This window comes from Paenibacillus phocaeensis (genome assembly GCF_900021165.1).
Classification (GTDB): Bacteria; Bacillota; Bacilli; order Paenibacillales; family Paenibacillaceae; genus Fontibacillus; species Fontibacillus phocaensis.
Window position 1 is genome coordinate 283,283 of the sequence record NZ_FCOQ01000012.1, and the last position, 20,553, is coordinate 303,835.

The following is a 20,553-nucleotide window of genomic DNA, read 5'->3' on the forward strand; positions in this document are numbered from 1 at the left end:
GACGGGTTGCCTGGGAATTTCCCAAAGCAACCCGCTTTTTTTTGGCTACAGCATTATTGAATTCCTTCCCGCACCTCTTGGATCATTTCCGGAACCGAGATCAGTCCGCCGCCGGAGAGGTACCAATAGCTCGGGTCGAGATATACGATCTTGCCGTCTTTATAGGCATTCGTCTTCTTGACGAGGTCGTTCTCGACGATTTCCTTGGCAGGGGTCGCCTGTTTGCCTTCCTCCGTGACAACCGCATCGCGATCCACGACAAACAGGTAATCCGGGTTCTTCTCCGCCACGAATTCGAAGGAGATCGAGTTCCCGTGGGTATCCACCTTAATGCTCTCATCCACCGGCGTGACGCCCAATACGTCATGAATCAAGCCGAAGCGCGATCCCGGACCAAACGCGCTGACTTTACCGCCGGTCGTCAGGATGATCAGCCCGTTTTTGCCGCCAGCCGTAGTAGTCAGATCGTTCACCGCTGTAACCGCATCGTTTATCGCCGCCAATTCCTTCTCTGCTTCGGCTTCCTTGCCGAAAAGCTCGCCGATCGTCTTCACGTTCTCCGTGAAGGATTCCATATACCGCTGCGTATCGACGCCCATGAAGATCGTCGGAGCGATCTTGTTCAGCTCCTCATACGCTTCAGACGAACGTCCGGAAATGAAGATCACGTCCGGCTTCAGCGCGTTCAACTTCTCGAAATCCGGCTCGAACAACGTGCCGGCATTCGTGTATTGGCTGTCGTTGTATTTCGCCAAGTGACTCGGCAAATTGCCCTGCGGTACGGCGGCAACCGCTACGCCAAGCTTGTCGAGGGTTTCAAGCGTACCATAATCAAATACGACAACCTTCGCCGGATTCTTCTTCAAAGTCGCTTCGCCGAGTTGATGTTTGATCGTGATCTCTTCATTCTCGGCAGGCGTTGCCGCCGCCGGCTCCGCCGTGTTGGTGCCGGACCCTGCTTCATTACCGCCGCCCTTGCTCCCGCCGTTACTGCTATTGCTGTTCGCGCCGCATGCCGCAAGCGCAAAGACCAACGTCAATGCAGCAAGCATAAACGTGATTTTCTTCGCCTTCGCCTTCACTTTTCAAACTCCCCCTACTCTTCATATGGAATGGAAATATACGCATATTTTGTTGCCGCCAATCTCCTGGACCGGAATGTCCATGTCGTATACCTCTCGCAACACGGACGGTTCAATAATATCCTCCGTTGGGCCTTCCCTGACCACCTTGCCATCCTTCAGCGCTACGATGTAATCGGAATAGCAGGAAGCAAAATTAATGTCATGGATGACCAAAATTACCGTTTTCCCCAATTCATCCACCAGTCGGCGCAACACCTTCATAATCTGCACCGAATGGTTCATATCCAGATTGTTCAAAGGCTCGTCGAGCAGCACATATTCGGTGTTCTGCGCGACGACCATGGCGATGAACGCCCGCTGCTTCTGCCCCCCGCTTAATTCGTCCAGAAATTTGTGCTGCATGGACTCCAGATGCATGTAACGGAGCGCTTCATCGACATACGTTTCGTCTTCCTTCGTCAGGCGTCCCTGCGAATACGGGAATCTCCCGAAATTCACGAGATCCCGCACGGTGAGCCGAAGGTTAAGGTGATTGGACTGTTTCAGAATCGATATTTTCTTGGCCAGCTCCCCGCTTTTCCACCGGCTGATTTCCCGGCCTTCAATCTCGATCTCCCCCGCGTCCTTGGCAATCAAGCGACTGATCATCGACATCAAGGTGCTCTTCCCCGCCCCGTTGGGTCCGATAAAGGAAGTGATCTTGCCCTTGGCGATTTCCAGCGACACGTTGTCGACGACCTTTTTGCCGCCGTATTGTTTCGTTACCCCACGGACCTTTACCACGATTTGTTCTCCTTTAACAGCAGATAGATGAAGTACACTCCGCCGGCAAAGTTGATGATAACGCTAAGCGAAGTGGAGAAGGTAAACACTCGCTCGACGACCAGTTGACCACCGACCAGGGCGATGAAGCCAATCAGGGACGCGCCGAGAATCAGCGTCTTATGGCGGTAGGTGTTCAGAAATTGATACGCCACATTGGCAACCAGCAAGCCCAGGAACGTAATCGGTCCGACCAACGCCGTCGAGATGGAGATCAAGATCGCCACGACGACCAGCATCCGCTTGACGACATGCTCATAACTGACGCCAAGGTTCACCGCATGATCCCGCCCTAAGGACAGTACATCGAGATATTTCGCGAATCGGGCAAAATAAAGCGCCACCCCCAGCACCCCCGCCAGTGAAATCAACAACAAATCGGAATGGACATTGTTGAAGCTGGCGAACATTTTGTCCTGGATCACGAGGAACTCATTCGGGTCGATGAGCTTCTGCAGAAAGGAAGTCACGCTGGAGAAGAAGGTTCCAAAAATAATCCCGATCAGCAGGAGGTGGTAAATGTTGCGCCCTTCCTTGCGAAACAGCACCCGATACAGCAGCATCGCAAACCCAATCATGAACCCCACCGCCATGACGAAGCGCAGATTCTTGCTCATCATCGTCAAAGCCGCGCCTCCGATCAGGAAGACAATCACCGTCTGCAGCAGCATGTATAGCGAATCCAGCCCGATAATACTCGGGGTCAAGATCCGGTTGTTCGTGATCGTCTGGAATACGACCGTGGAGAAAGCGACAGCGGTTCCCGTGAGCAGGATGGCGACCAGTTTTTTGCCCCGACGCGGCAATATGTAATCCCACTGTCCCCCCGCATCGATCGTCATAAAGAGGATCGCGAGCAGAACGGCGATGCCGACAAGGGTCCACAGTTTCGCGTTATGACTCATAGGTTGGTCTCCTCATCAGCAAATACAGGAAAATCCCGCTTCCGATCACCCCGACGGTCAGTCCGATCGATATTTCATACGGATAGATGAGAATTCGGCCCAAAATGTCGCAAGCCAGCACGAAAACCGCGCCCAGCAAAGCCGTATGGGTCAAATTGTCCTTGAGGTTGTCGCCGCGGAACATCGTCACCAGATTGGGAATAATGAGTCCGAGAAAAGGAATCGATCCCACCGTCAGCACAACCACAGCGGTCACCAGCGCCACCAGACCCAAGCCGAGATTGACGACTTGTTTATAGTTCAATCCGAGATTCACGGAAAATTCCTCGCCCATGCCCGCCACTGTAAATTGATTGGCATAGAGGTAAGAGAGCACCACCAGCGGGACGCTGATATACAGCAGTTCGTACCGGCCTTGCATGATCATGGAGAAATCCCCGTACAGCCAGGCGGACATGCTCTGAATCAGATTGTATTTGTAGGCGAAAAAGGTCGTCGCCGATGCCACGATGCCGCCAAACATCAACCCGACCAGCGGGATGAAGATCGCATCCTTGTATTTCACCCGATTGAGAATTGCCATGAATAGATAAGTGCCCAGCAGAGCGAACCCGAAGGCGACGGACATCTTAACGAGCGGGCCCGCGCCTGTAAAGACCAGCAGCGAGACCATAATGCCGAAGCTTGCCGAGTCCATCGTCCCCGCCGTCGTCGGAGATACAAATTTATTGCGGGTCAACTGCTGCATAATCAAACCGGCGAGGCTCATACTGACCCCGGCGATGAGAATGCTGATTGACCTGGGAATCCGGCTGATCCGCAAGAGCTCCCATTGTTCCGGGTCCAAACGCAGCAGCGCCGCAAGCGATACCTCGCCAACCCCGATAAATAAAGAGACGAGGGATAAAATAACCAACAGCATTGCCATGTAAATTTTCTTCATCCTGTTCGTCCTTACTTCCCTTCCCCTGGCCAGGAGGAAGTTCAAGTTTCTCGCTGCCGGCAGGACAGACGATTTAATTATGATAATGAGACTCATTATCAATTAGTTTGAATTATACCGTCCTATTTTTGGCACTGTCAACCATTTTAAGAATAAAAGTACATAAGACAAACGGCCTTCCCTCCAGGTCAGCCCCTGATGAAAACCGCGCGAACGGGGTATAGTAATCCAGGAGAATCTATACTTTCAGCCAAGGAGACGATCGACCTCATGGAAAATCTGCACGAATTCGTCGAGAAGGTTCAGGATCAACAGCAGAAACAAGCCAAGAACAAAAAACGCGGCCACGGGAATCCAGCCGGCCAGCTCCCAACCAAGCAGCATAGCACGCAAAAATAACGCCTAGCTCAAAAAGCCGCCCACAGGATACTGTGATGCGGCTTTCGGCTTTTTTTCCACTTACCCCTCGTACTTGTCCTCGCCGGAAATATATTCATTCAACGACTCTCCGCCTTCGGTGCGGTGGTTCTTAATCGTGGCCAATCGGCCGTTATGCGCTTCTCCGCCGTTGCCGGTCGTTTGATTCTGGCCGTTGCTGCTTCCGTTACCGGTGCCGGGTTTCCGTTGCTGCTTGTTATTCTCCATTTAGTTCAGCCTCCTGAGCGTTCTGATGGATCGGAAGGGTCGACCTGCCGGTTCCTTGGGTTAGCGTTTCTTCCCATGGCTGTTTTTATTCCGCCTAAAGAAGACTGGACTTAGGTCCAGTTTCTCGGCTTCCCCAGAGACTGAAGTCATCCCGGCGCTTTTGTAGTATGCTGTTATCAGTTAAGTACATAGGCAAAGGAGATTGGATATGAATTTGAATAAAAAATCTTGGATCGGTCCCGTGCTTATCCTGCTCGGTATCTACCTCCTCTTCTTCCGCAAGGAAGCGATCAGCGCGGGAACGCTCTTCGGTAACTTCTGGCCCACCCTGTTCATCCTGCCGCTCGGCTTGTTCTTCCACTGGATGTATTTCTCGGTCACCGACCGCAGGGCAACCGGACTGCTGATTCCCGGAGGGATCCTGTTCACCGTCGGCCTGGTCTGTCAGATTTCTACATTATTTGACAGTTGGGAGTATTTGTGGCCGGGCTTTATTTTGGCCCCGGCCGTCGGTTTGTTTGAATTCTATTGGTTTGGCAACCGCAACAAATACCTGCTGATCCCGATCAACATTTTGACCGTGCTTTCGTTGTTATTTTTCGCCGTCTTCTCGCTGGGTTCGCTGTATAATCGGCTGGTTTTCGGCCAGCCGGTTCTGGCCATCGCCCTGATCGCCATCGGGGCGGGCGTGATGATCGCTCCACAGAAACGCATGTAGCGATTTGCTTCCAGCACGTTTAAAGAGCCGTCCGGAATGAACCGGACGGCTCTTTACGTGCGGGAGAACCCGCTGCTTCCCTGCTTCGTCGAAGCGACGGGCGAAGGCGAAGCGTCCTCCCCGGGCCGCGCAGCCGACTAGTTCACCTTCACAGCCCAGGGCTGACGTTCGGTCCGCACCGTCAGCCCGGAACGAACCGCCTCCTCGAGCTTAAACGAGAGGTATTGATCCTGCGCAGCCTCCGCTAAATCGTAGAAAGAGGGGCCTCCCTGCACATAGCGCCCCATTTGTTCCAAGCTGGTAGCGATGGCGATCTCTTCGTCACTAAGCCGTCCGGGGCGGAACGGATTCTCGTAGACCCATTCGGAGCCGGCCAGCACGCCCTCGTGGTAATATCCCAGCAGGCTGCCATCTTGGCCGGCATCCACCCGCCGCAGCTGCAGCTCGACCGGGGTGCGAGGGTCACGGAGATAGCGAAGCTCCGTGCCGTCGATCTCCCCCCGGGTCCCGCGGATCAGCACGCGATGGCGCCGGATCGGCGAGAAATATTGATCGTAGGTGAAATCGAACAAGGCCGTCCGCTCGCCGAAATGCAGCAGCGCGATCGTCTGGGCGGAGGAGACGATCCGCTCCTCCTCCGGCCATCCGCTGCGGCCGGGGCCTTGCACCAGCGGGGACGTGATCTGGTCCCCGCGAATTTCCGCTTCCTCGAATCCGACGCCGAGCAGTTGCCGGATCAGGCTGAGGCCGTGGTAGCCGTGCCCCGCGGAGACCTGCACATGCGACACCTCGCCCAGCAGGCCGGATCGGGTAACGGCAAGGCGAGCCGCGTGCATCGGCTGGAACCGAAACTGCTCAGCCACCTGGATTCTTGCAGCGGGCCTCACCGCATCATAGAGCCGGAGCAACCCGTCCAAGTCGGCGGCCGGCGGCGTCTCCGTCAAGACGGGGATCCCCGCCGCGCTAAGCCGGATCAGGAACTCCGGCGTCACTGCGCGGGGCAGCGACAACACGGCGAAATCGAAGCTTCGCCGCTCCAGGAACGCCTCCCAATGCGAAGTGACCGGGACGCCCCAGATTTCAGCGGCTTCCCGGCCTTTCGCTGCATCGCGCAGATACATCTCGCTGACTTCAAACCGCTCCGGCAGCGCGCGGGCAATGCGCAGATAAAACTCCGCCCGCCAGCCCCCTCCAATCAATCCAAACCGAACCTTGTTCATCTTCTCCTTCGCCTCCGCCTGAAGTCCGGCTGAACCACAAGTCGGGCACCGATCGCCAGGTCGCACGCGAAGCGTATCGTCAGAAGGTGAAGACGATGGCGATGCCCAGCGCGACAATGCGCGCCGTATTGGTCAGCAGGAAATTTTGCACCGACAAGCCAAACGTAAACTGCTTGGTTGGCTGTGCGGTGAACGTTTTGATATTTTTCGACACCGGCACCCCCGTCAGGAGCACCAGCAGCAGAATCAACGGGTGAATCCCCAGAATAGCCAGTACGATCAGATCCACATAGGCCGCATAATACAGCAGCTTAAACAGGATCAGGGCCGATCCCTTCCCGATATACACCGGCAGGGTGTAGCGTTTATTCTCAATATCCTCTTCCATATCGCAAATATTGTTGGCCAGCATGATGTTGGCGATGCCGAGGATCGCCGGAATGGAGATCAGGAACACCAGCGCCGTCTCCAGCAAATGAACCTGAAGCGTGACCGTTCCGCCTTCCAGGGTCAGCGAAGCCAAGCGATCTCCCGCATGGACATAAGCCGATACGAATATAATAACAAATCCCATAAACAAGCCGGAGAAAATTTCACCCAGCGGCATCCGGGAAATCGGAATCGGCCCAAAGGAATACAGGATGCCCACCGCAAACGACAAGGCTCCGAGCAAGAGCAGCAGCCACCCGGTCTGAAGGAACAGCATTATCCCCGCAGCCACGGCAATAACGAACATGAAGATAATCAGCGCCAGCACCGCTGCCGGATTCAGGTTGTATTTCACGATCGCATTATGATTCTCGTAGCCGTAACCATGCTTGCGGGTCGCTTTTTTGTAATCATAATAATTATTGATCGCCGTCGTGGTCATGTCGAAGCTGAGCAGGGAAATCAGCATGAGCACAAAATGCCAAGGCTCGAATACCTGGAACCGGTAAACGGCGTACATCGTGCCGAGCAACAGCGGAATGATACTTGCCGCCTTCGTCTGGATTTCGACCAGCTTGAGAAATTGGGTGATCGCCATTCTCCATCATCCTCTTTTTGTCTAGTTAAAAAGAAGATATCTTATTTTTTAAATAATGGCTGTTGGATATGTCCTTGACAAGGACTGAAAAGGAGAGGCTCCAAGCGGGGAGCGAACCCGCCGGTTCGATCAGCCGAGGAATCCGTCCTGACCGGACATCGGCGATCTGTTCGGTTTGCCAGACCTGGCGGGTTACGCTAAAATGCAAAGTAAGTCGCACCTATAAACGATTGAAGAGGGGTTCGCATATTGTCTATGTTTTCTAGAGAAGATTGGATTGGAGCCTTGATTTTTCTCCTCATCCTGGGCGTTGTTGCCGTATGGAATCTGCGTAAAATGAGTTCCGGGACGTACGATCTCAAGGCGCTGCGCAAACGCGGTCTGATGTGGACCGAGGTGGCCGTCGCCTTATTCCTTCTGCAGATGCTGCTGCGCAAGGGGGACAACCGCTTCCTGCTGATCCTCGGCATGGTGGTGTTGTTTGCCGCCAGCCAGTGGCTGGGAGCCGTCTATTTGGACCGTAAGGAAAACAGAGGAGCGAAGAAATAGTCAACTGGGCAGCGGCGTGTTCCGTTCGGCGGTCATGCGGATGGAGTCGCCGCCCCGCTTGACGTCGTACATCGTTGCATCGGCGAGCCGAAGCATGTCCTCCAAGCTGGCGTTCCCGTCCGGCGACATGCTGATCCCGATGCTGGCCGATATGCCGATATGCGTTCCCCGGTAAACATAACCTTCCGCCAGGCTTGACCGAATGCGTTCCATCACTTTAAGGACCCCGTCATCATTCAGATCCACCAGCAAAATGACGAATTCATCCCCGCCCAGGCGGCAAACCATATCCTGTGCCCGCACCAGAGAGACCAGCCGGCCCGCGATATGTTTCAACAGTTCATCCCCGGCTTCATGGCCAAACGTATCGTTGACTTCCTTGAAATTGTCCAAATCCAGAAACATCAAAGCCACCGGCTCGCCATTTCCTCTCGTCTCCGCATACTTCGCAGCAAACTTCGTCCGGTTAGCCAGCCCGGTCAGCTCATCATGATACGCCAGGAAGTGAATCGTTTCCTCCAACTGCTTCCTTTCGGTGACCTCGATAATAACCCCTTCCAGCCGAACGAGATTCCCCAGCGAATTGAAGTGCGGACGCCCCCGGCTCTGAATCCACTTGATCTCGCCGTCCGGTTTGACGATGCGGCATTCCTTCACCGAGCTGATTCTTTGGATAATCAGTTCCTGCTGGACCTCGTGAAACAAGTTCAGGTCATCGGGATAAATCATCTCCTGCAACAGGCTGACCTTCCCCTTTAAGCTCTGATTGGAATATCCGGTAATCTGTTCGAATCCGTCGGAAACCTCGAACTCCATCTTTGTGAAATCATAGGACCAAATCCCCACGGATACATTTTCAAGGATATCGCGCAAGCGTTGCTCGCTTTCCTCGGCGCGCCGGGACAACCTATTCGTGATCAGAATGTAGAGCAAGCAAAAGGATAGAATAAACAAACCGTAGACCAGAAAATAAGTAGCATCGGATCGTTTCAGCATGCCGGTAAACAACGACTCCCGATAGGCGAGCACGAAGTAGAGCATCGAGAGAAGATGAAGCGCGCTAGCCACAGCGACCGCTGCGTAATTTTGATAAATCAGACTGAAGAGCGGCAGCAACCCTAGGAAAATATAACTGGTCACGGACATATCCTCTAAGACCATCACATTGAGATAGATGAATAACATCACGAGAGTTAAGATCATCGTTAAGCGCGGCCAGCGACGGCCCCCCACGAAACCGGCGAGAACCAGCAGCATGGAACCGCCCAGAATCGGTTGGGCCGCATTGATATTTTGGCTGATCAGCATGTGAAGCACGCCGGCACCGGCAAACAGGCCGGCAAGCAGCCTCAGCATCCAGACGTTCTTATTATGGATTTGATGCGCGTCCATCCGTTCTCACCCCTCTTCATGTGAGGCTAACCTCTAACCCCGCTGGCTGGGAAATTTTAGGTACAAAGCACTACGTCTAAGGAAATATTATACTACATCCACAAAATTGTGCTACACGTTTTTGTTGACAAGGGTTTAATTAAAAAAGCCGGAATCGTTCTCCGGCTTTGGGTTTATGGCACATATTGCTGCACGATCCGAACGACTTGGCCTTCCTTAAGGGTCAGATGATAAGGAAATTGACTGAGATCCAGCAGGTCCGTGTTCCGGAACAACTCGCTAAACCTCTGCAAGGATACCTCTTCCTCTGCAGTGATCCCGATATCCCCCGGCGTTCCCGTGCGATCGTAAATCTGCAGCCAAACCTCGGCATCCGGAGAAACCGGATAAGTGATCGCTTCCTCGGTGTCATTGACGATATAATAACCGTCCGGCGGCCCGTCGATCCCCGCATTCGCTTCGCGTTCCGAGAAGATCGCCGTTGCTTCCTCCCCTTGATACCACAGAATGGGGTCCACGATCAGCGACCCGCCGGAAGCATCGAGATCAACGGTGTTCAAATATACCGTGAGCGCCTCCGTCCTCGGAACCTCCGCGGTTCCAACGGCCGCCGTTGGGGTTCCTGCGACCGCTCCCGCAAGGGATCCCGCGGGCGTCGGCGCCTTGACGTCAAACGCAGGCAGCATCACAACCAGCGCCAGGGGAAGCAGCGCTGCAAACCAATTTTTCATGTCAGGTCCGCCTTTCCATGTCAGCACATCCAGCGAATTACCGCCTCAGGATTTCCATTGTATGACTTACAGCTTCATTATATGACGGTCTGCCGAAAAAAGGGTCACACGCAGGTTAAAACGGGTTACAAAATTTTCTTACATCCCTTAATGCGCCGGGAAAAAAGCCAGTTGAATGACGAAGATGACGCCGAAAACATAAAGCAGCGGATGGACCTCCCGTCCTTTCCCGCTGACCAGCTTCATCACGGGATACGTGATGAACCCGACGGCGATCCCGGTAGCAATGCTCGCGGTGAGCGGCATCATCAACAGAATCGCGAAGGCCGGGAACGCCTCGTCGAACGATTTCCACTGGATTCGGGCCAGCCCCTCCATCATAAAGCATCCGACGATGATCAGAGCGGGAGCGGTGATGGCCGGCAGTCCCGAGATGGCTCCAACCAGCGGCGAGATGAACATCGACAGCAGGAACAACGCCGCAACGACAAGCGATGTCAGCCCGGTTCGGCCGCCTGCGGCTACGCCGGTCGTCGACTCGATGAAGGCGGTTGTCGGGCTGGTGCCGAACATCGAGCCGACGGTCGTCGCTGTCGCATCCGCAAGCAGCGCCGCCTTGGCCCGCGGAAGCTCGCCGTTCTTCATCGCGCCGGTTTGTTCCGTAACGCCGATCAGCGTGCCGGTTGTATCGAACAGCGTCACGAGCAGGAACGCGAACACCGTCGTGTACAAGCCTTGGCTGAAAACACCGGTTAAATCCAGATCGAAGAACACCGGGGCGGGCGGAGCAGAGACGAAGCCGTCCAATTTGAGCTGGCCGGTGAAGTAGCCGAGCACCGCAGTCAACGCCATCCCGATGAACAGCGCGCCGGGGATGCGGCGGGCCATAAGCACCAGCGTGACGAACACGCCAAACAACGTCAGCAAGGTCACCGAACGATGCAAATCGCCGAAGGTGACTAAATTGTCGGGATTGGCGACGACGATGCCGGACATTCTCAGCCCCAGAAAAGCGATAAACAACCCGATCCCTGCGGTAATTCCGAACTTTAGCGAATCGGGAATTGCGCGAATCAACGCTTCCCGCAGTCGGGTTAAGCTCAGCAGCAGAAACAGCACCCCGGCAAAAAACACCGTGCCAAGCACCGTCTGATACGACAACCCGGTGCTGGCCACCACACTCGTAAAGTAGGCGTTTAATCCCATGCCCGGCGCAATCGCGATCGGGTGTCCGGCGAACAGCGCCATAAACAGAGTACCGGTTACTGCGGCAATGACCGTGGCCATGAACACCTGGTCAAACGGAACACCTGCCGCGCTGAGCACCGCAGGGTTAACCACCAGGATGTACGCCATCGCCAGAAACGTAGTTAATCCGGCGAGCAGCTCGGTGCGGATGGTCGTTCCATGTTCTTTTAGCTTAAAAAATCGTTCCATCAAAACAAATACCCCTTCCTTATGTACCTTCCTGTTGTCAGTATTGCCATTTTCGGGAGCTTCCCGCTTCCTCATGATTGCTTTCAAATACAGGCAGCACCTAGGCGTCGATCCAGCCCTTCGCGTGCTCGCGGAGGATCTCTGCCAGGAAGTCCAGCCATTCCGGACAATCGTTCAAGCAGGGGGCAACCGTAAGTTCGTCACCGTCACCGCCCGTGCCGCCTTCCCTTCCTGCGGCAAAGTCCTCTCTCGCTTCAACTCCCAGTTCGTACAACGTCTCCAGGCAGTCGCTCACGAATCCGGGGGCGAACACCAATGGACGACGCACGCCGCGCTCAGCCAATTGCTGAAGTTGCTCCCCGATGGAAGGGCTAAGCCAAGGTTCCGGACCAAACTTGGATTGGTACACGAGCCCCCATTGCTCAGGCGACCAGCCCATGGCCTCCGCCAAGAGGCGCGCGGTTTCACGGCACTGCTCCGGGTACGGGTCCCCATCGGCGGCATATCGCTGCGGGATACCGTGGAAGCTGAGCAGGAAGTGGTCCGGCGGCAGCGGAAGACGCTGCAGCAACGCGGTTAGGTGTATCTGCATAGCCCGGATATAACCGGGATGATCGAAGAACGCACCCGCCAGGCGCAGCTCCGGCACAAACCGCTTCACGGACGGGCCCGAGCGCCGGTCCTTGCCGAGGGCGGCAAAGCAAGCCGCATCATAAATAGCGGCGGTGGTCGTTACCGAGTATTGCGGATACAGCGGCAGAACGAGGATCCGGTCTGCCCCCGCCGCTTCCAGGCGGCTCATCGCCCGGGCAATATCCGGTTCGCTGTAGGCGAAGCCCAGCTCGACCTTGTAGCGATCGCCGAGCCGCTGCTGCAGGCCGCTTTGCTGCTGGCGCGAGATCGCCAGCAGGGGCGAGCCCTCTTCGCCCCAAATGCGGGCGTATAGCCGGGCCGAGCGCTTCGGGCGGACGGTCAGAATAACGCCGCGAAGCAGCGGTTGCCACAGCAGCGGCGGGTAATCGATAACGCGCCGGTCGGATAGAAAACGGCGCAAGAAGGGCCGCACCGCCTTGGCGGTCGGCTCGGACGGCGTGCCGACTTGCGCCAGCAGCACGCCGATCACGCGGGATGATTGGGACACGATCGACTCACTCCCGTTCCATTTAGAATTGACTTACTTCCCTTCGCATTCACTCATCAGGCAAAACCTCCTATGCCATCATCCCTGTTCGCCGCGAGATGTTCAATCGAAAGGAGCCATATTTTCCAGAATGTTCACATTTATGAAACGCAAAAAAACCGGCTCGGTGGAAATTTCCCCACCGAACCGGTCTCTGACAGCCTGAGGTGAACAACCGTTGGTTCATGCTTCCCCTAGCTTTTAGCGTACTTCCGCTTTAACCTCCGGCTTAAACTCCGGATGACTGCCCGCCGCCTCATGCGCTTCCTCCGGCGCGTAAGTGCGGCGTAAGAACAAGCCGATCAGCAGCGCCACCACACCGACGTACATCGAAATCGTAAAGGCCGTTTGCATTCCCGACACCAGCGCGTTTCCGATCTCCGCCGGGTCCTGCGGATTGGCCGAAGCCTTCAGGTAACGCTCCTGGCCGTGCGAGAAAATGCTGATGAACAGGGCGGTGCCGATCGCGCCGGACACCTGCTGCAGCGTGTTCATGATCGCGGTACCGTGCGGATACAAGCTGCGAGGCAGCTGGTTCAGCCCGGTCGTCTGCCCCGGCATCATCACCAGCGAGATCCCGATCAGCAGCGTGATATGCAAGGTGATAACCTCACCGATCGAACTGTCCGCCGACAGACTGCGCATAAACCAAAGCGTGGCGATGACGATGATCAGCCCCGGAGCGATCAGGGCACGCGGACCAAATTTATCAAACAGCCGGCCCGCCACCGGCGACATCAACCCGTTGATCACCCCGCCGGGGAGCAGCACGAGGCCGGCAGCGAAAGGCGCCAGCAGCAGGGCTCCCTGCAGGTACATCGGCAGGATAATGAGCGTCGAGAACAAGGTCATCATCATGACCATCAGCAGCACCGCCGACAAAGCGAACATCGGGTACTTAAAGACGCGGACGTCCAGCGTCGGCTCGGCGACTTTCAACTGCCGCCACACGAATAAGATCAGAGAGATAAACCCGACAATCAAGCAGGCGTAGACGACGGGGCTCGACCAGCCTTCCCCTTCCCCGGCGTGGCTGAAGCCGTATACGATGCCGCCGAAGCCGGCCGTGGACAGCAGAATGGACAAGAGATCCACCCGCGGTCTCGTCAGCTCCGACACGTTCCGCAGATAGAGCGCGCCGTAAACAATGGATAACACCGCCAAAGGAATAACCAGATAAAACAGCCAGCGCCAGTCCAGCCCATCCAGAATAAGGCCGGACAGGGTCGGACCGATCGCCGGACCAAACATGATAACGAGGCCGATGGTACCCATGGCCGCGCCTCTTTTTTCCGGCGGATAGATGGTTAGAATGGTGTTCATCATTACCGGAAGCAGCAGCCCGGTTCCGATAGCCTGAATAATCCGGCCCAGCAGCAGCACCGCAAACGAAGGTGCGATACCGCAAACGACGGTACCGACCAGGAACAGAACCATCGCCGACAGGAACATCTGTCGTGTCGTGAACCATTGAATCAAGAGGGCCGTAATCGGCACCAGAATCCCAATAACCAGCATATAAGAAGTAGAAAGCCATTGTATCGTTGAAGGCCCCACCTTCAGTTCTTGCATCAAGTCGGTGTAAGCTACGTTCAGCAAAGTTTCGTTCAATATGGACACAAAGGCCCCGATGACCAGGGCAATCGTAATCGGCAGACGCCTGATCCCTTCCACACCGGCTCCGTGAGCCGATGTCTGCGTTGACGTATTCATTTGTAGGGTTACCTCCACATCTTCCTATTTGGACGTTTTGTCTCTGTTTAGGTTTGTATATGAACAAGGCCAGTCTGGCCTTGGGGTTTGAGCTGCGTTCCTATTAGACCGTTCTATATATAAAATTTAATATATTGGTCCGCAAATCTCTCTTCGTTCCTTCTCCCGCTTGCGTCCGCCAGACTTGGGAACTCAGGAAGGAAAGAGCCGTGGAATCAGTCGGGCTGCGGTGCGTAGCGGACGGCTGCTCTTCTGCGTCAAGCACATAATGATCGAGCCTTCCACAATGCCGTTGATCATGACCGCTAAATCTGCCGCTTCTTCCGCAGGATAGCCGGAGGCGATAAATTTCTTCTCGAACTCGGCGATCCAGGCGCTGTATACGCCGCAGCAAGCTTGGCGGATGTTCTCATTGCTGCGGGCGGTCTCGTGCGCAACGATGCCGATCGGCACGCCCAGCCCCGCATCTTCGCGGTCGTAATTATCGGCGAGACGCGTCAGCAGCGCCTGTACGGCCTCAACAGCATCCGGCGTAGAGTTCAGCACCGCGCGAAGGCCCGCTAACGTTACATTCTTCGTATAACTGACAGCTTCACACGCCAGCTGTTCTTTGCCTTCTGGAAAATGGTAATACAACGACCCCTTCGGCGCACCGCTCATTTGGGTGATTTGATTCAAGCCCGTTGCGTTATAGCCTTGGTTCTGCAGCAGCTTTGCCGTCGTTTCGATCAGCAACTGCCGGGTTGGGTTCTGATTGGGCATGCATACCGGTACCTTTCCGCATAGATTAGACCGATCGGTCTACATGATGATATACGATAACCGAGCCAGGTGTCAACACCTTAGGCCCGGTATCCTTTATTTACAACCGAAGGTACATCTCATGGAGGCGAATCTTGTCGCGCACGAACCCATGCCGGTCCAGGAACCCTTCCAGCAGCGCATTGTCGGGCGTAGAGATCGTAAATTTGACAAAACCCAGTTCCTCGCGGGCAGCGGTCAGCAGCCGGGTGCCGATGCCTTTCCCCCGATGACGGTTATGGACAATCAGCAGGTTGATCTTGCCGCTTGAGCTGATGGAGAGCCCTCCCGCCCATTCGCCGTCTGCCCGAATCCCGTAATAAGCATTGGAAGGGCTGAGCCGCTGGTACTCCAAGTCATTTTGCCAGTTGATATGAAAATACTTCCAGCCGCTCACCATTTCAGCGAATTCCTCGAACTCGATCCGCTCCACCCCTTCTCCCGCAGAGGCCCCGGGCGGAGCCTCCAATCGGGATGCGTCGGGAAGCGTGTAGAACGAGACATCGTAAATGCGGCGGTACCCTCGCTTCAGATAAAAAGCAATCGCCCGGTCGTTCCCGGCGATCACCTCCAGAAACAGCTGCTTGCAACCGGTCTGCAAGGCCTCCTCCCGGTGCAGATCCATCAGCCCTGCACTTACGCCCTTGCCCCGGTATTCGGGGCTTACCGCCAGCGCGCCGCAGCGCATCGTCGGGACGGACTCATACACCTTGTTGCCGCCGAGAACGACACCCACAGGTTCTTCCCCGTCAAGCGCCACGAAGGAATGCTCCCGCGCGTTGCCCTCCGGCCCAAAAAAACGGTCCGCAAACTCCGCTTCGGTCAAATTAAATTGGATGATGTAATCGGCGAATCCGCGCTGAAACGCCTGATAGATCGTGCTTATTTCCAGTTCCGTGCCCCGCTCGTATCGAATCATCGTCCCGTTCCCCTTCACCTGATCACCAAGCGTAGGCTTTGGGAGCTTCCCCGCCCGGACCTGGGAATATTTCGTCAATCGCCTGAAGCGTCTCCTCGTTCAATTCGACATCAACGACGCGCAGCGTCTCCTCGAATTGCTGCAGCGTTCGCGGCCCGATGATCGGCGCGGTAACCGCCGGGTGTGCCAGTGTCCACGCCAGGGCCACCGTGGCCTCCGACTCGCCGAGCTCCTTGCACAGCTTGCTGAACCGTTCCAGCTGCGGGCGCAGCTTCTCGATGCGTTCCGTCTGCTTGGCCGTACGCGAACCGGGCTGCGGGTTCAAGTTCCCGCCGAGGATCCCGCCGTCCAGCGGGCTCCAGGGGATGACGCCGATTCCCAGCTCCTCGGCAGCCGGCAGAACCTCAAGCTCCGGCAGCCGGCAGAGCAGGCTGTATTTGTGCTGCTCGGAGACCAGCCCGAGCGCTCCCCGGGCCTTAGCCTCATATTGGGCTTTCACCAGATCCCGTCCGGCGAAGTTGCTGGATCCAACGTAGCCGATCTTGCCTTGCTTCTGCGCCGCGTCAAAGGCATTCCATAACTCATCCCAAGACACGTTCCGGTCGACATGATGCATCTGGTACAGCTCGATATGGTCCGTGCCCAGCCGCCGCAGCGAGTCGTCCAAATGGCGGCGGATCTTATAAGCCGACAAGCCGGAGCCCCCTTCGTTCGGGTCTGCTGCCGGATCGCTCATCGCGCCGTACACCTTCGTGGCGAGCACAACCTTCTCTCTCCGTCCGCCGCCCTGCGCGAACCAGCGCCCGATAATCTCTTCGGTCCAGCCGCGATGCTCAACTCCGCCGTAGACATTGGCCGTATCAAAGAAATTGACCCCGGCGTCAATCGCCGCGTCCATGATTTTAAACGCTTCCTTCTCGTCCGTTGTCGGTCCGAAGTTCATCGTCCCGAGGCACAAACGGCTCACCTTCAACCCGGTTCTTCCCAAACTGACGTGCTTCATGTCAACAACCTCCTTAGGTATGATTTTGGAAGTAGATTTCAATGATGTGTACAATCTCCAAATCCATTATATACCAGATAAAGAACCCGGGGAAAGGCAACCTGAACGATGGCGCCGGGCAGCCGTATTAACCTAAGAAACCTCCGGCCTTCCACCTGTATTGAGGTGGAGCCGGAGGTTTCTCTTAGGGGTCGAGTGGCTCTCTATCCCCGCCGGAAGGCGAGGCCGGAACAGGGCGAAGCCCCGCCGGTTCCGCACTCGGATCGGTTTCGACATAATGCTTGAGCAGGGACAGCTTGTTCTCCCAGAAGCGCTCGTAGTACGCCAACCAGCGCTTTAGCTCCAGCAGCGGATCCGCGTCCAGGCGGTAGCGCGTCTCTCGGCCGACCTTGCGCTCCTGCACCAGTCCGGCTTCGGCCAAGATGCGCAGGTGCTTGGATACCGCCGTGCGGCTCATCGGGAACCGGCCGCTGATCTCCTTGAGCGGCAGTTCCCGCCCGCCCAGCAGCTGCAGGAGCTCCCGGCGCGTCGGGTCGGCGATCGCCTGGAACACGTCATGCTTTGCAGAGGCCGCCTCCGTCATCGCCTACACCCGCACGTAGTTGGCCAGCTTGCCCACCATCCCGGCCCAGCCTTGGTCCATGTTGCCGCGAACCTGTTCGTGCTTCTGGCCGAACTCGGTGACTTGGTCAGCGCTCCAGCCGCTGTGGATCAAGGTAAACTCCGTCTGATCGCCTTTCTCTTCCAGTTCAAACGTGAGCGTCCAGTCCTTGCCCCAATGGAACGATAACCGGTGCGGCGGATCCAACACCGTTACCTTGCAGGGGGAATCGCCGAACGGACCGGCATGCAGGACAAATTCAAACCCCTCGACAGGTTGGAAGGTGTTCGGCATGAACCAAGCCGCAATCCCTTCCGACGTCGCTACCGCCTCCCATACCCGGGAGATCGGTGCATCCAGCAGAATCGTGTGCCGAATGTCCGGCAGCTGGCTTGTGTTATTCTGATCCATCCTCTATTCTCCTCTTTACGAACTTGTGATTATTATGAAACCAAATGGTTTCCTAACAAAACGATTATATGACACCATTTGGTTTCATGTCAACATAGGATCCGCCCCAGGGAGGCGCGTCCCCCCTATAGCATCGCCTCCCCCGCTTCGTAACATGCCCGCCCGATGAAAAACCTGCGCCTAATCGCCAGTGTCCAGAGCCAAAAGACCCGCATCCCCTGAAAAACCAGGGAAAGCGGGCCGGGTCCATCAATTTGCGCTCTTACCGTTGGCGGCGGATTTCGAACAATCGGGCGGAAGGGGCTGGCGGCAAGGTAACGGTCAGCTGACCGTCAGCCGCGTTCCAGCTCCAGGCGCAGTCCAAATCGCGCGGATAAGCGCACCGAATGTCCGGCTCCTCCCCTTGCAGGGCCAATAATGGCAAAGCCTGCGACGTTATATCCCCGCGCGTTCGCCAAACAGCCAGATACATCGTATCGCTTCCCGGCCGGCGCAGGCCCAGACTCACCCATTCGTCCTGCTGCTTCGGCAGCCCCAGCGGCCAGAACGGAAGCGCCTCCGGAATATCCGCACGGATCGACTTATAGTAATCCAGTGCTTCCTTCACCAGCTCCCGGCGGCGCGGGCTTAATTCGGCCAAGTGGCCGCTTTGGTGAACGCGCAGCAGCAGCGCGTTCACCATGTTGAAGACAACCTCCTCATCGTCGCCTTCCCGCAGCGGATACGACCAGACGGCGGACTGTTCCGGCGTCACCGCGGAAGGGGACGCGGCGGCGATCGCCGCGTAGTTCACGTAATTCTCCTGATCGCTGGTCGACTGGATGCTGTGACGGCTCAACATCGCGTAATCCATTCGCATCCCGCCGCTGGAGCAATTCTCGATCACCAGCTCCGGGTACCGTGCAAAAATACGGTCAAGCCAAGCGAGGTACGCGCGGTTATGCTGCAGCAGCCCGTCGCCGAAGCTGTCCGCTGAAGCTTCCGTACCGATTCCGGCATTGATGTTGTAATCCATCTTGATATATCCTACCCCGTAGTCCTCCACCAATCGGCGGATGACCTCGTCGGCGTGCGCGGTGACTTTCGGGTTCCGGTAGTCCAGCTGATAGCGGCTGCGGTCCATGACCCGTTTGCCGTGCCGCAGGAAGAACCAGCTGTCATCCGTGTCCGCCAGCTTGGGACTGTTGATGCCCATCACCTCGAGTTCCAGCCACAACCCCGGCACCATGCCTTTGCTCCGGATATAATCCAGCACGTATTTGATCCCTTCCGGGAATCGTTCCGAGGACGGCATCCATTCCCCTACCCCGTCCCACCACTCGCCTGGAGCATACCAGCCGGCATCGATACAGAAATATTCACAGCCTGCATCCGCAGCGGCATCGATCAACGGCAGCAGCTTCTCCGTCGTTGGGGAACCCCAGAGGCAATTCATGTAATCGTTGAAAATAATCCGCAGCTCCCGGTTATCCGCGTTCGGCCGACGGATCCGGCGGCGGTAAGCGGTCAGCTGCCCGATCGCCGCTTCAAAGCCGCCCTTCGTCGCGCCAACCGCCACGGGGACGCCGACGAACCGCTCGCCGGGCAGAAGCGATTTCCACCAGTGGTTATCGTGCTCGGTTGGTCCGCTGAGAAGCAGGGTCAACTGGTCAACCTGGTCGAAGATCTCCCAATGCCAGGAACCGTTATGTTCGATCTGCCAGAACAAGCTGCTGTTCGTTTCCCGGTTCTCCAGCACAGCCATGGGGATATGTTCGGCGGCGGACCAGGAACCCGTATTGCTGCAGGAAATCCGCTTGGAGCTGCGGTCGGTCAGATGGGACAACCCGAGCTCGGGCAACCGGTAGGTGCGCCATTGCAGCTCGCTTTGCCAACCGCTATGGGGAATGGACAACGTCATTTTATCGTCCCGGTCCTGTCCGCCTTCCTTGTCCAGACCCGTCAGTGCGAAGGAAGAGACATATTCGACACTCACCGCCGCTGAACCGGCATTGTACAATTCCGTCCAGGCCCGGACCGTCTGCACGCCGTCGTAAAATTGAACGTGCTGCACCGCCTCCAGCCCGGTCTTCGGGTCGCGCAGCGTCACCTCCAGCTTCCGGCCCAATTCGTTGCGGCAGTTCGTATGCCCGGCATACACCATCCGCAGTCCCGGGTACGAAGCCCGGTGGGTTCGTCCGTGATATTCAGCCCGGTCCTCCCCGGTTAACTGCAGCTCCATCAGGCGGAAGCCCGATTTCTGCCCCTCCTTGATCCGCGTCTCATCCAAGGGGCTTGCCCCAAAATGAAGCAACCGTACCTCCTTCTCCTGCGCCACCTCTATGACCAGATATAAACCGTTCTCCTGAAGCTCAATTCTGCTCATCCTCTTCGCACACCCCTTCGCCAGTCGTAAGTAAAAACAAAACCCAGCACCGGAGGTGGTGCTGGGTTCATTTGCGTTTAAAGAAC

At 56.4% G+C, this 20,553-nt stretch carries 21 protein-coding genes; 3 read left to right on the forward strand and 18 right to left on the reverse strand.

Annotation, left to right across the window (positions count from 1 at the left end; translation table 11 throughout):
* Positions 1–53: 53 nt before the first annotated feature.
* From BN3795_RS06770 to BN3795_RS06785, 4 genes are read right to left on the reverse strand one after another with little or no spacing between them, the layout of a single operon-like run.
* On the reverse strand, positions 54–1,052 hold the full coding sequence (locus tag BN3795_RS06770) for a siderophore ABC transporter substrate-binding protein (protein ID WP_068784064.1): 999 nt from the start codon (positions 1,050–1,052) through the stop codon (positions 54–56).
* Positions 1,053–1,103: 51 nt separating this feature from the next.
* Positions 1,104–1,868 carry an iron ABC transporter ATP-binding protein gene (locus tag BN3795_RS06775; protein ID WP_068783937.1) on the reverse strand — a complete coding sequence of 255 codons (765 nt, stop codon included), beginning with the start codon at positions 1,866–1,868 and terminating at the stop codon, positions 1,104–1,106.
* Positions 1,862–2,812 carry an iron chelate uptake ABC transporter family permease subunit gene (locus BN3795_RS06780; protein ID WP_068783938.1) on the reverse strand — a complete coding sequence of 317 codons (951 nt, stop codon included), beginning with the start codon at positions 2,810–2,812 and terminating at the stop codon, positions 1,862–1,864. The genes BN3795_RS06775 and BN3795_RS06780 overlap by 7 nt, the downstream gene beginning before the upstream one ends.
* Positions 2,802–3,755 (reverse strand): ABC transporter permease, encoded by a 954-nt coding sequence (locus BN3795_RS06785; protein WP_068783939.1) that lies wholly within the window; start codon positions 3,753–3,755, stop codon positions 2,802–2,804. Before BN3795_RS06785 ends, BN3795_RS06780 begins: the two co-directional genes overlap by 11 nt.
* Positions 3,756–4,025: 270 nt before the next feature.
* Here BN3795_RS06785 and BN3795_RS24995 point away from each other — a divergent pair, with 270 nt between their 5' ends.
* Positions 4,026–4,154 (forward strand): DUF4023 family protein, encoded by a 129-nt coding sequence (locus BN3795_RS24995; protein ID WP_082691358.1) that lies wholly within the window; start codon positions 4,026–4,028, stop codon positions 4,152–4,154.
* A gap of 60 nt (positions 4,155–4,214) precedes the next feature.
* On the opposite strand, the gene BN3795_RS06790 is transcribed toward BN3795_RS24995, so the two are convergent.
* A complete protein-coding gene (locus BN3795_RS06790; RefSeq protein ID WP_068783940.1) occupies positions 4,215–4,400 on the reverse strand; it encodes a hypothetical protein in 186 nt (61 codons plus the stop codon).
* A 208-nt stretch (positions 4,401–4,608) separates the two neighbouring features.
* Here BN3795_RS06790 and BN3795_RS06795 point away from each other — a divergent pair, with 208 nt between their 5' ends.
* Positions 4,609–5,118 carry a hypothetical protein gene (locus BN3795_RS06795; protein ID WP_198524664.1) on the forward strand — a complete coding sequence of 170 codons (510 nt, stop codon included), beginning with the start codon at positions 4,609–4,611 and terminating at the stop codon, positions 5,116–5,118.
* Between the two features lie 137 nt (positions 5,119–5,255).
* Here BN3795_RS06795 and BN3795_RS06800 read toward each other — a convergent pair whose 3' ends face one another.
* Positions 5,256–6,338, reverse strand: a complete 1,083-nt coding sequence (locus BN3795_RS06800) for a Gfo/Idh/MocA family protein (RefSeq protein ID WP_068783941.1) — start codon at positions 6,336–6,338, stop codon at positions 5,256–5,258.
* Between the two features lie 79 nt (positions 6,339–6,417).
* Positions 6,418–7,365 (reverse strand): 1,4-dihydroxy-2-naphthoate polyprenyltransferase, encoded by a 948-nt coding sequence (menA, locus tag BN3795_RS06805; protein ID WP_068783942.1) that lies wholly within the window; start codon positions 7,363–7,365, stop codon positions 6,418–6,420.
* 255 nt (positions 7,366–7,620) lie between these two features.
* Between menA and BN3795_RS06810 the strand changes: the two genes are divergently transcribed.
* Positions 7,621–7,914: a hypothetical protein gene (locus BN3795_RS06810; protein ID WP_068783943.1), complete on the forward strand. Its 294-nt coding sequence runs from the start codon at positions 7,621–7,623 to the stop codon at positions 7,912–7,914.
* Here BN3795_RS06810 and BN3795_RS06815 read toward each other — a convergent pair whose 3' ends face one another.
* The 11 genes from BN3795_RS06815 to BN3795_RS06865 form a co-directional block, all read right to left on the reverse strand.
* Positions 7,915–9,306, reverse strand: coding sequence for a diguanylate cyclase (locus BN3795_RS06815; protein ID WP_068783944.1), 1,392 nt, complete (start codon positions 9,304–9,306; stop codon positions 7,915–7,917).
* Positions 9,307–9,479: 173 nt separating this feature from the next.
* Positions 9,480–10,037, reverse strand: a complete 558-nt coding sequence (locus tag BN3795_RS06820; protein WP_068783945.1) for a hypothetical protein — start codon at positions 10,035–10,037, stop codon at positions 9,480–9,482.
* 147 nt (positions 10,038–10,184) lie between these two features.
* Positions 10,185–11,474 carry an NCS2 family permease gene (locus BN3795_RS06825; protein WP_110945070.1) on the reverse strand — a complete coding sequence of 430 codons (1,290 nt, stop codon included), beginning with the start codon at positions 11,472–11,474 and terminating at the stop codon, positions 10,185–10,187.
* Positions 11,475–11,574: 100 nt separating this feature from the next.
* Positions 11,575–12,615: a ferrochelatase gene (hemH, locus tag BN3795_RS06830; protein ID WP_068783946.1), complete on the reverse strand. Its 1,041-nt coding sequence runs from the start codon at positions 12,613–12,615 to the stop codon at positions 11,575–11,577.
* Between the two features lie 240 nt (positions 12,616–12,855).
* Positions 12,856–14,367, reverse strand: a complete 1,512-nt coding sequence (locus BN3795_RS06835; RefSeq protein WP_068783947.1) for an MDR family MFS transporter — start codon at positions 14,365–14,367, stop codon at positions 12,856–12,858.
* Positions 14,368–14,559: 192 nt separating this feature from the next.
* Positions 14,560–15,129, reverse strand: coding sequence for a TetR/AcrR family transcriptional regulator (locus tag BN3795_RS06840; RefSeq protein ID WP_068783948.1), 570 nt, complete (start codon positions 15,127–15,129; stop codon positions 14,560–14,562).
* Positions 15,130–15,229: 100 nt separating this feature from the next.
* Positions 15,230–16,165: a GNAT family N-acetyltransferase gene (locus BN3795_RS06845; RefSeq protein ID WP_232729863.1), complete on the reverse strand. Its 936-nt coding sequence runs from the start codon at positions 16,163–16,165 to the stop codon at positions 15,230–15,232.
* Positions 16,110–17,090 (reverse strand): aldo/keto reductase, encoded by a 981-nt coding sequence (locus BN3795_RS06850; protein ID WP_068783950.1) that lies wholly within the window; start codon positions 17,088–17,090, stop codon positions 16,110–16,112. Before BN3795_RS06850 ends, BN3795_RS06845 begins: the two co-directional genes overlap by 56 nt.
* A 184-nt stretch (positions 17,091–17,274) precedes the next feature.
* Positions 17,275–17,673 carry an ArsR/SmtB family transcription factor gene (locus tag BN3795_RS06855; RefSeq protein ID WP_068783951.1) on the reverse strand — a complete coding sequence of 133 codons (399 nt, stop codon included), beginning with the start codon at positions 17,671–17,673 and terminating at the stop codon, positions 17,275–17,277.
* A gap of 3 nt (positions 17,674–17,676) precedes the next feature.
* A complete protein-coding gene (locus BN3795_RS06860) occupies positions 17,677–18,102 on the reverse strand; it encodes an SRPBCC family protein (protein WP_068783952.1) in 426 nt (141 codons plus the stop codon).
* Positions 18,103–18,364: 262 nt separating this feature from the next.
* On the reverse strand, positions 18,365–20,467 hold the full coding sequence (locus BN3795_RS06865) for a glycoside hydrolase family 36 protein (RefSeq protein ID WP_068783953.1): 2,103 nt from the start codon (positions 20,465–20,467) through the stop codon (positions 18,365–18,367).
* Positions 20,468–20,553 lie beyond the last annotated feature (86 nt).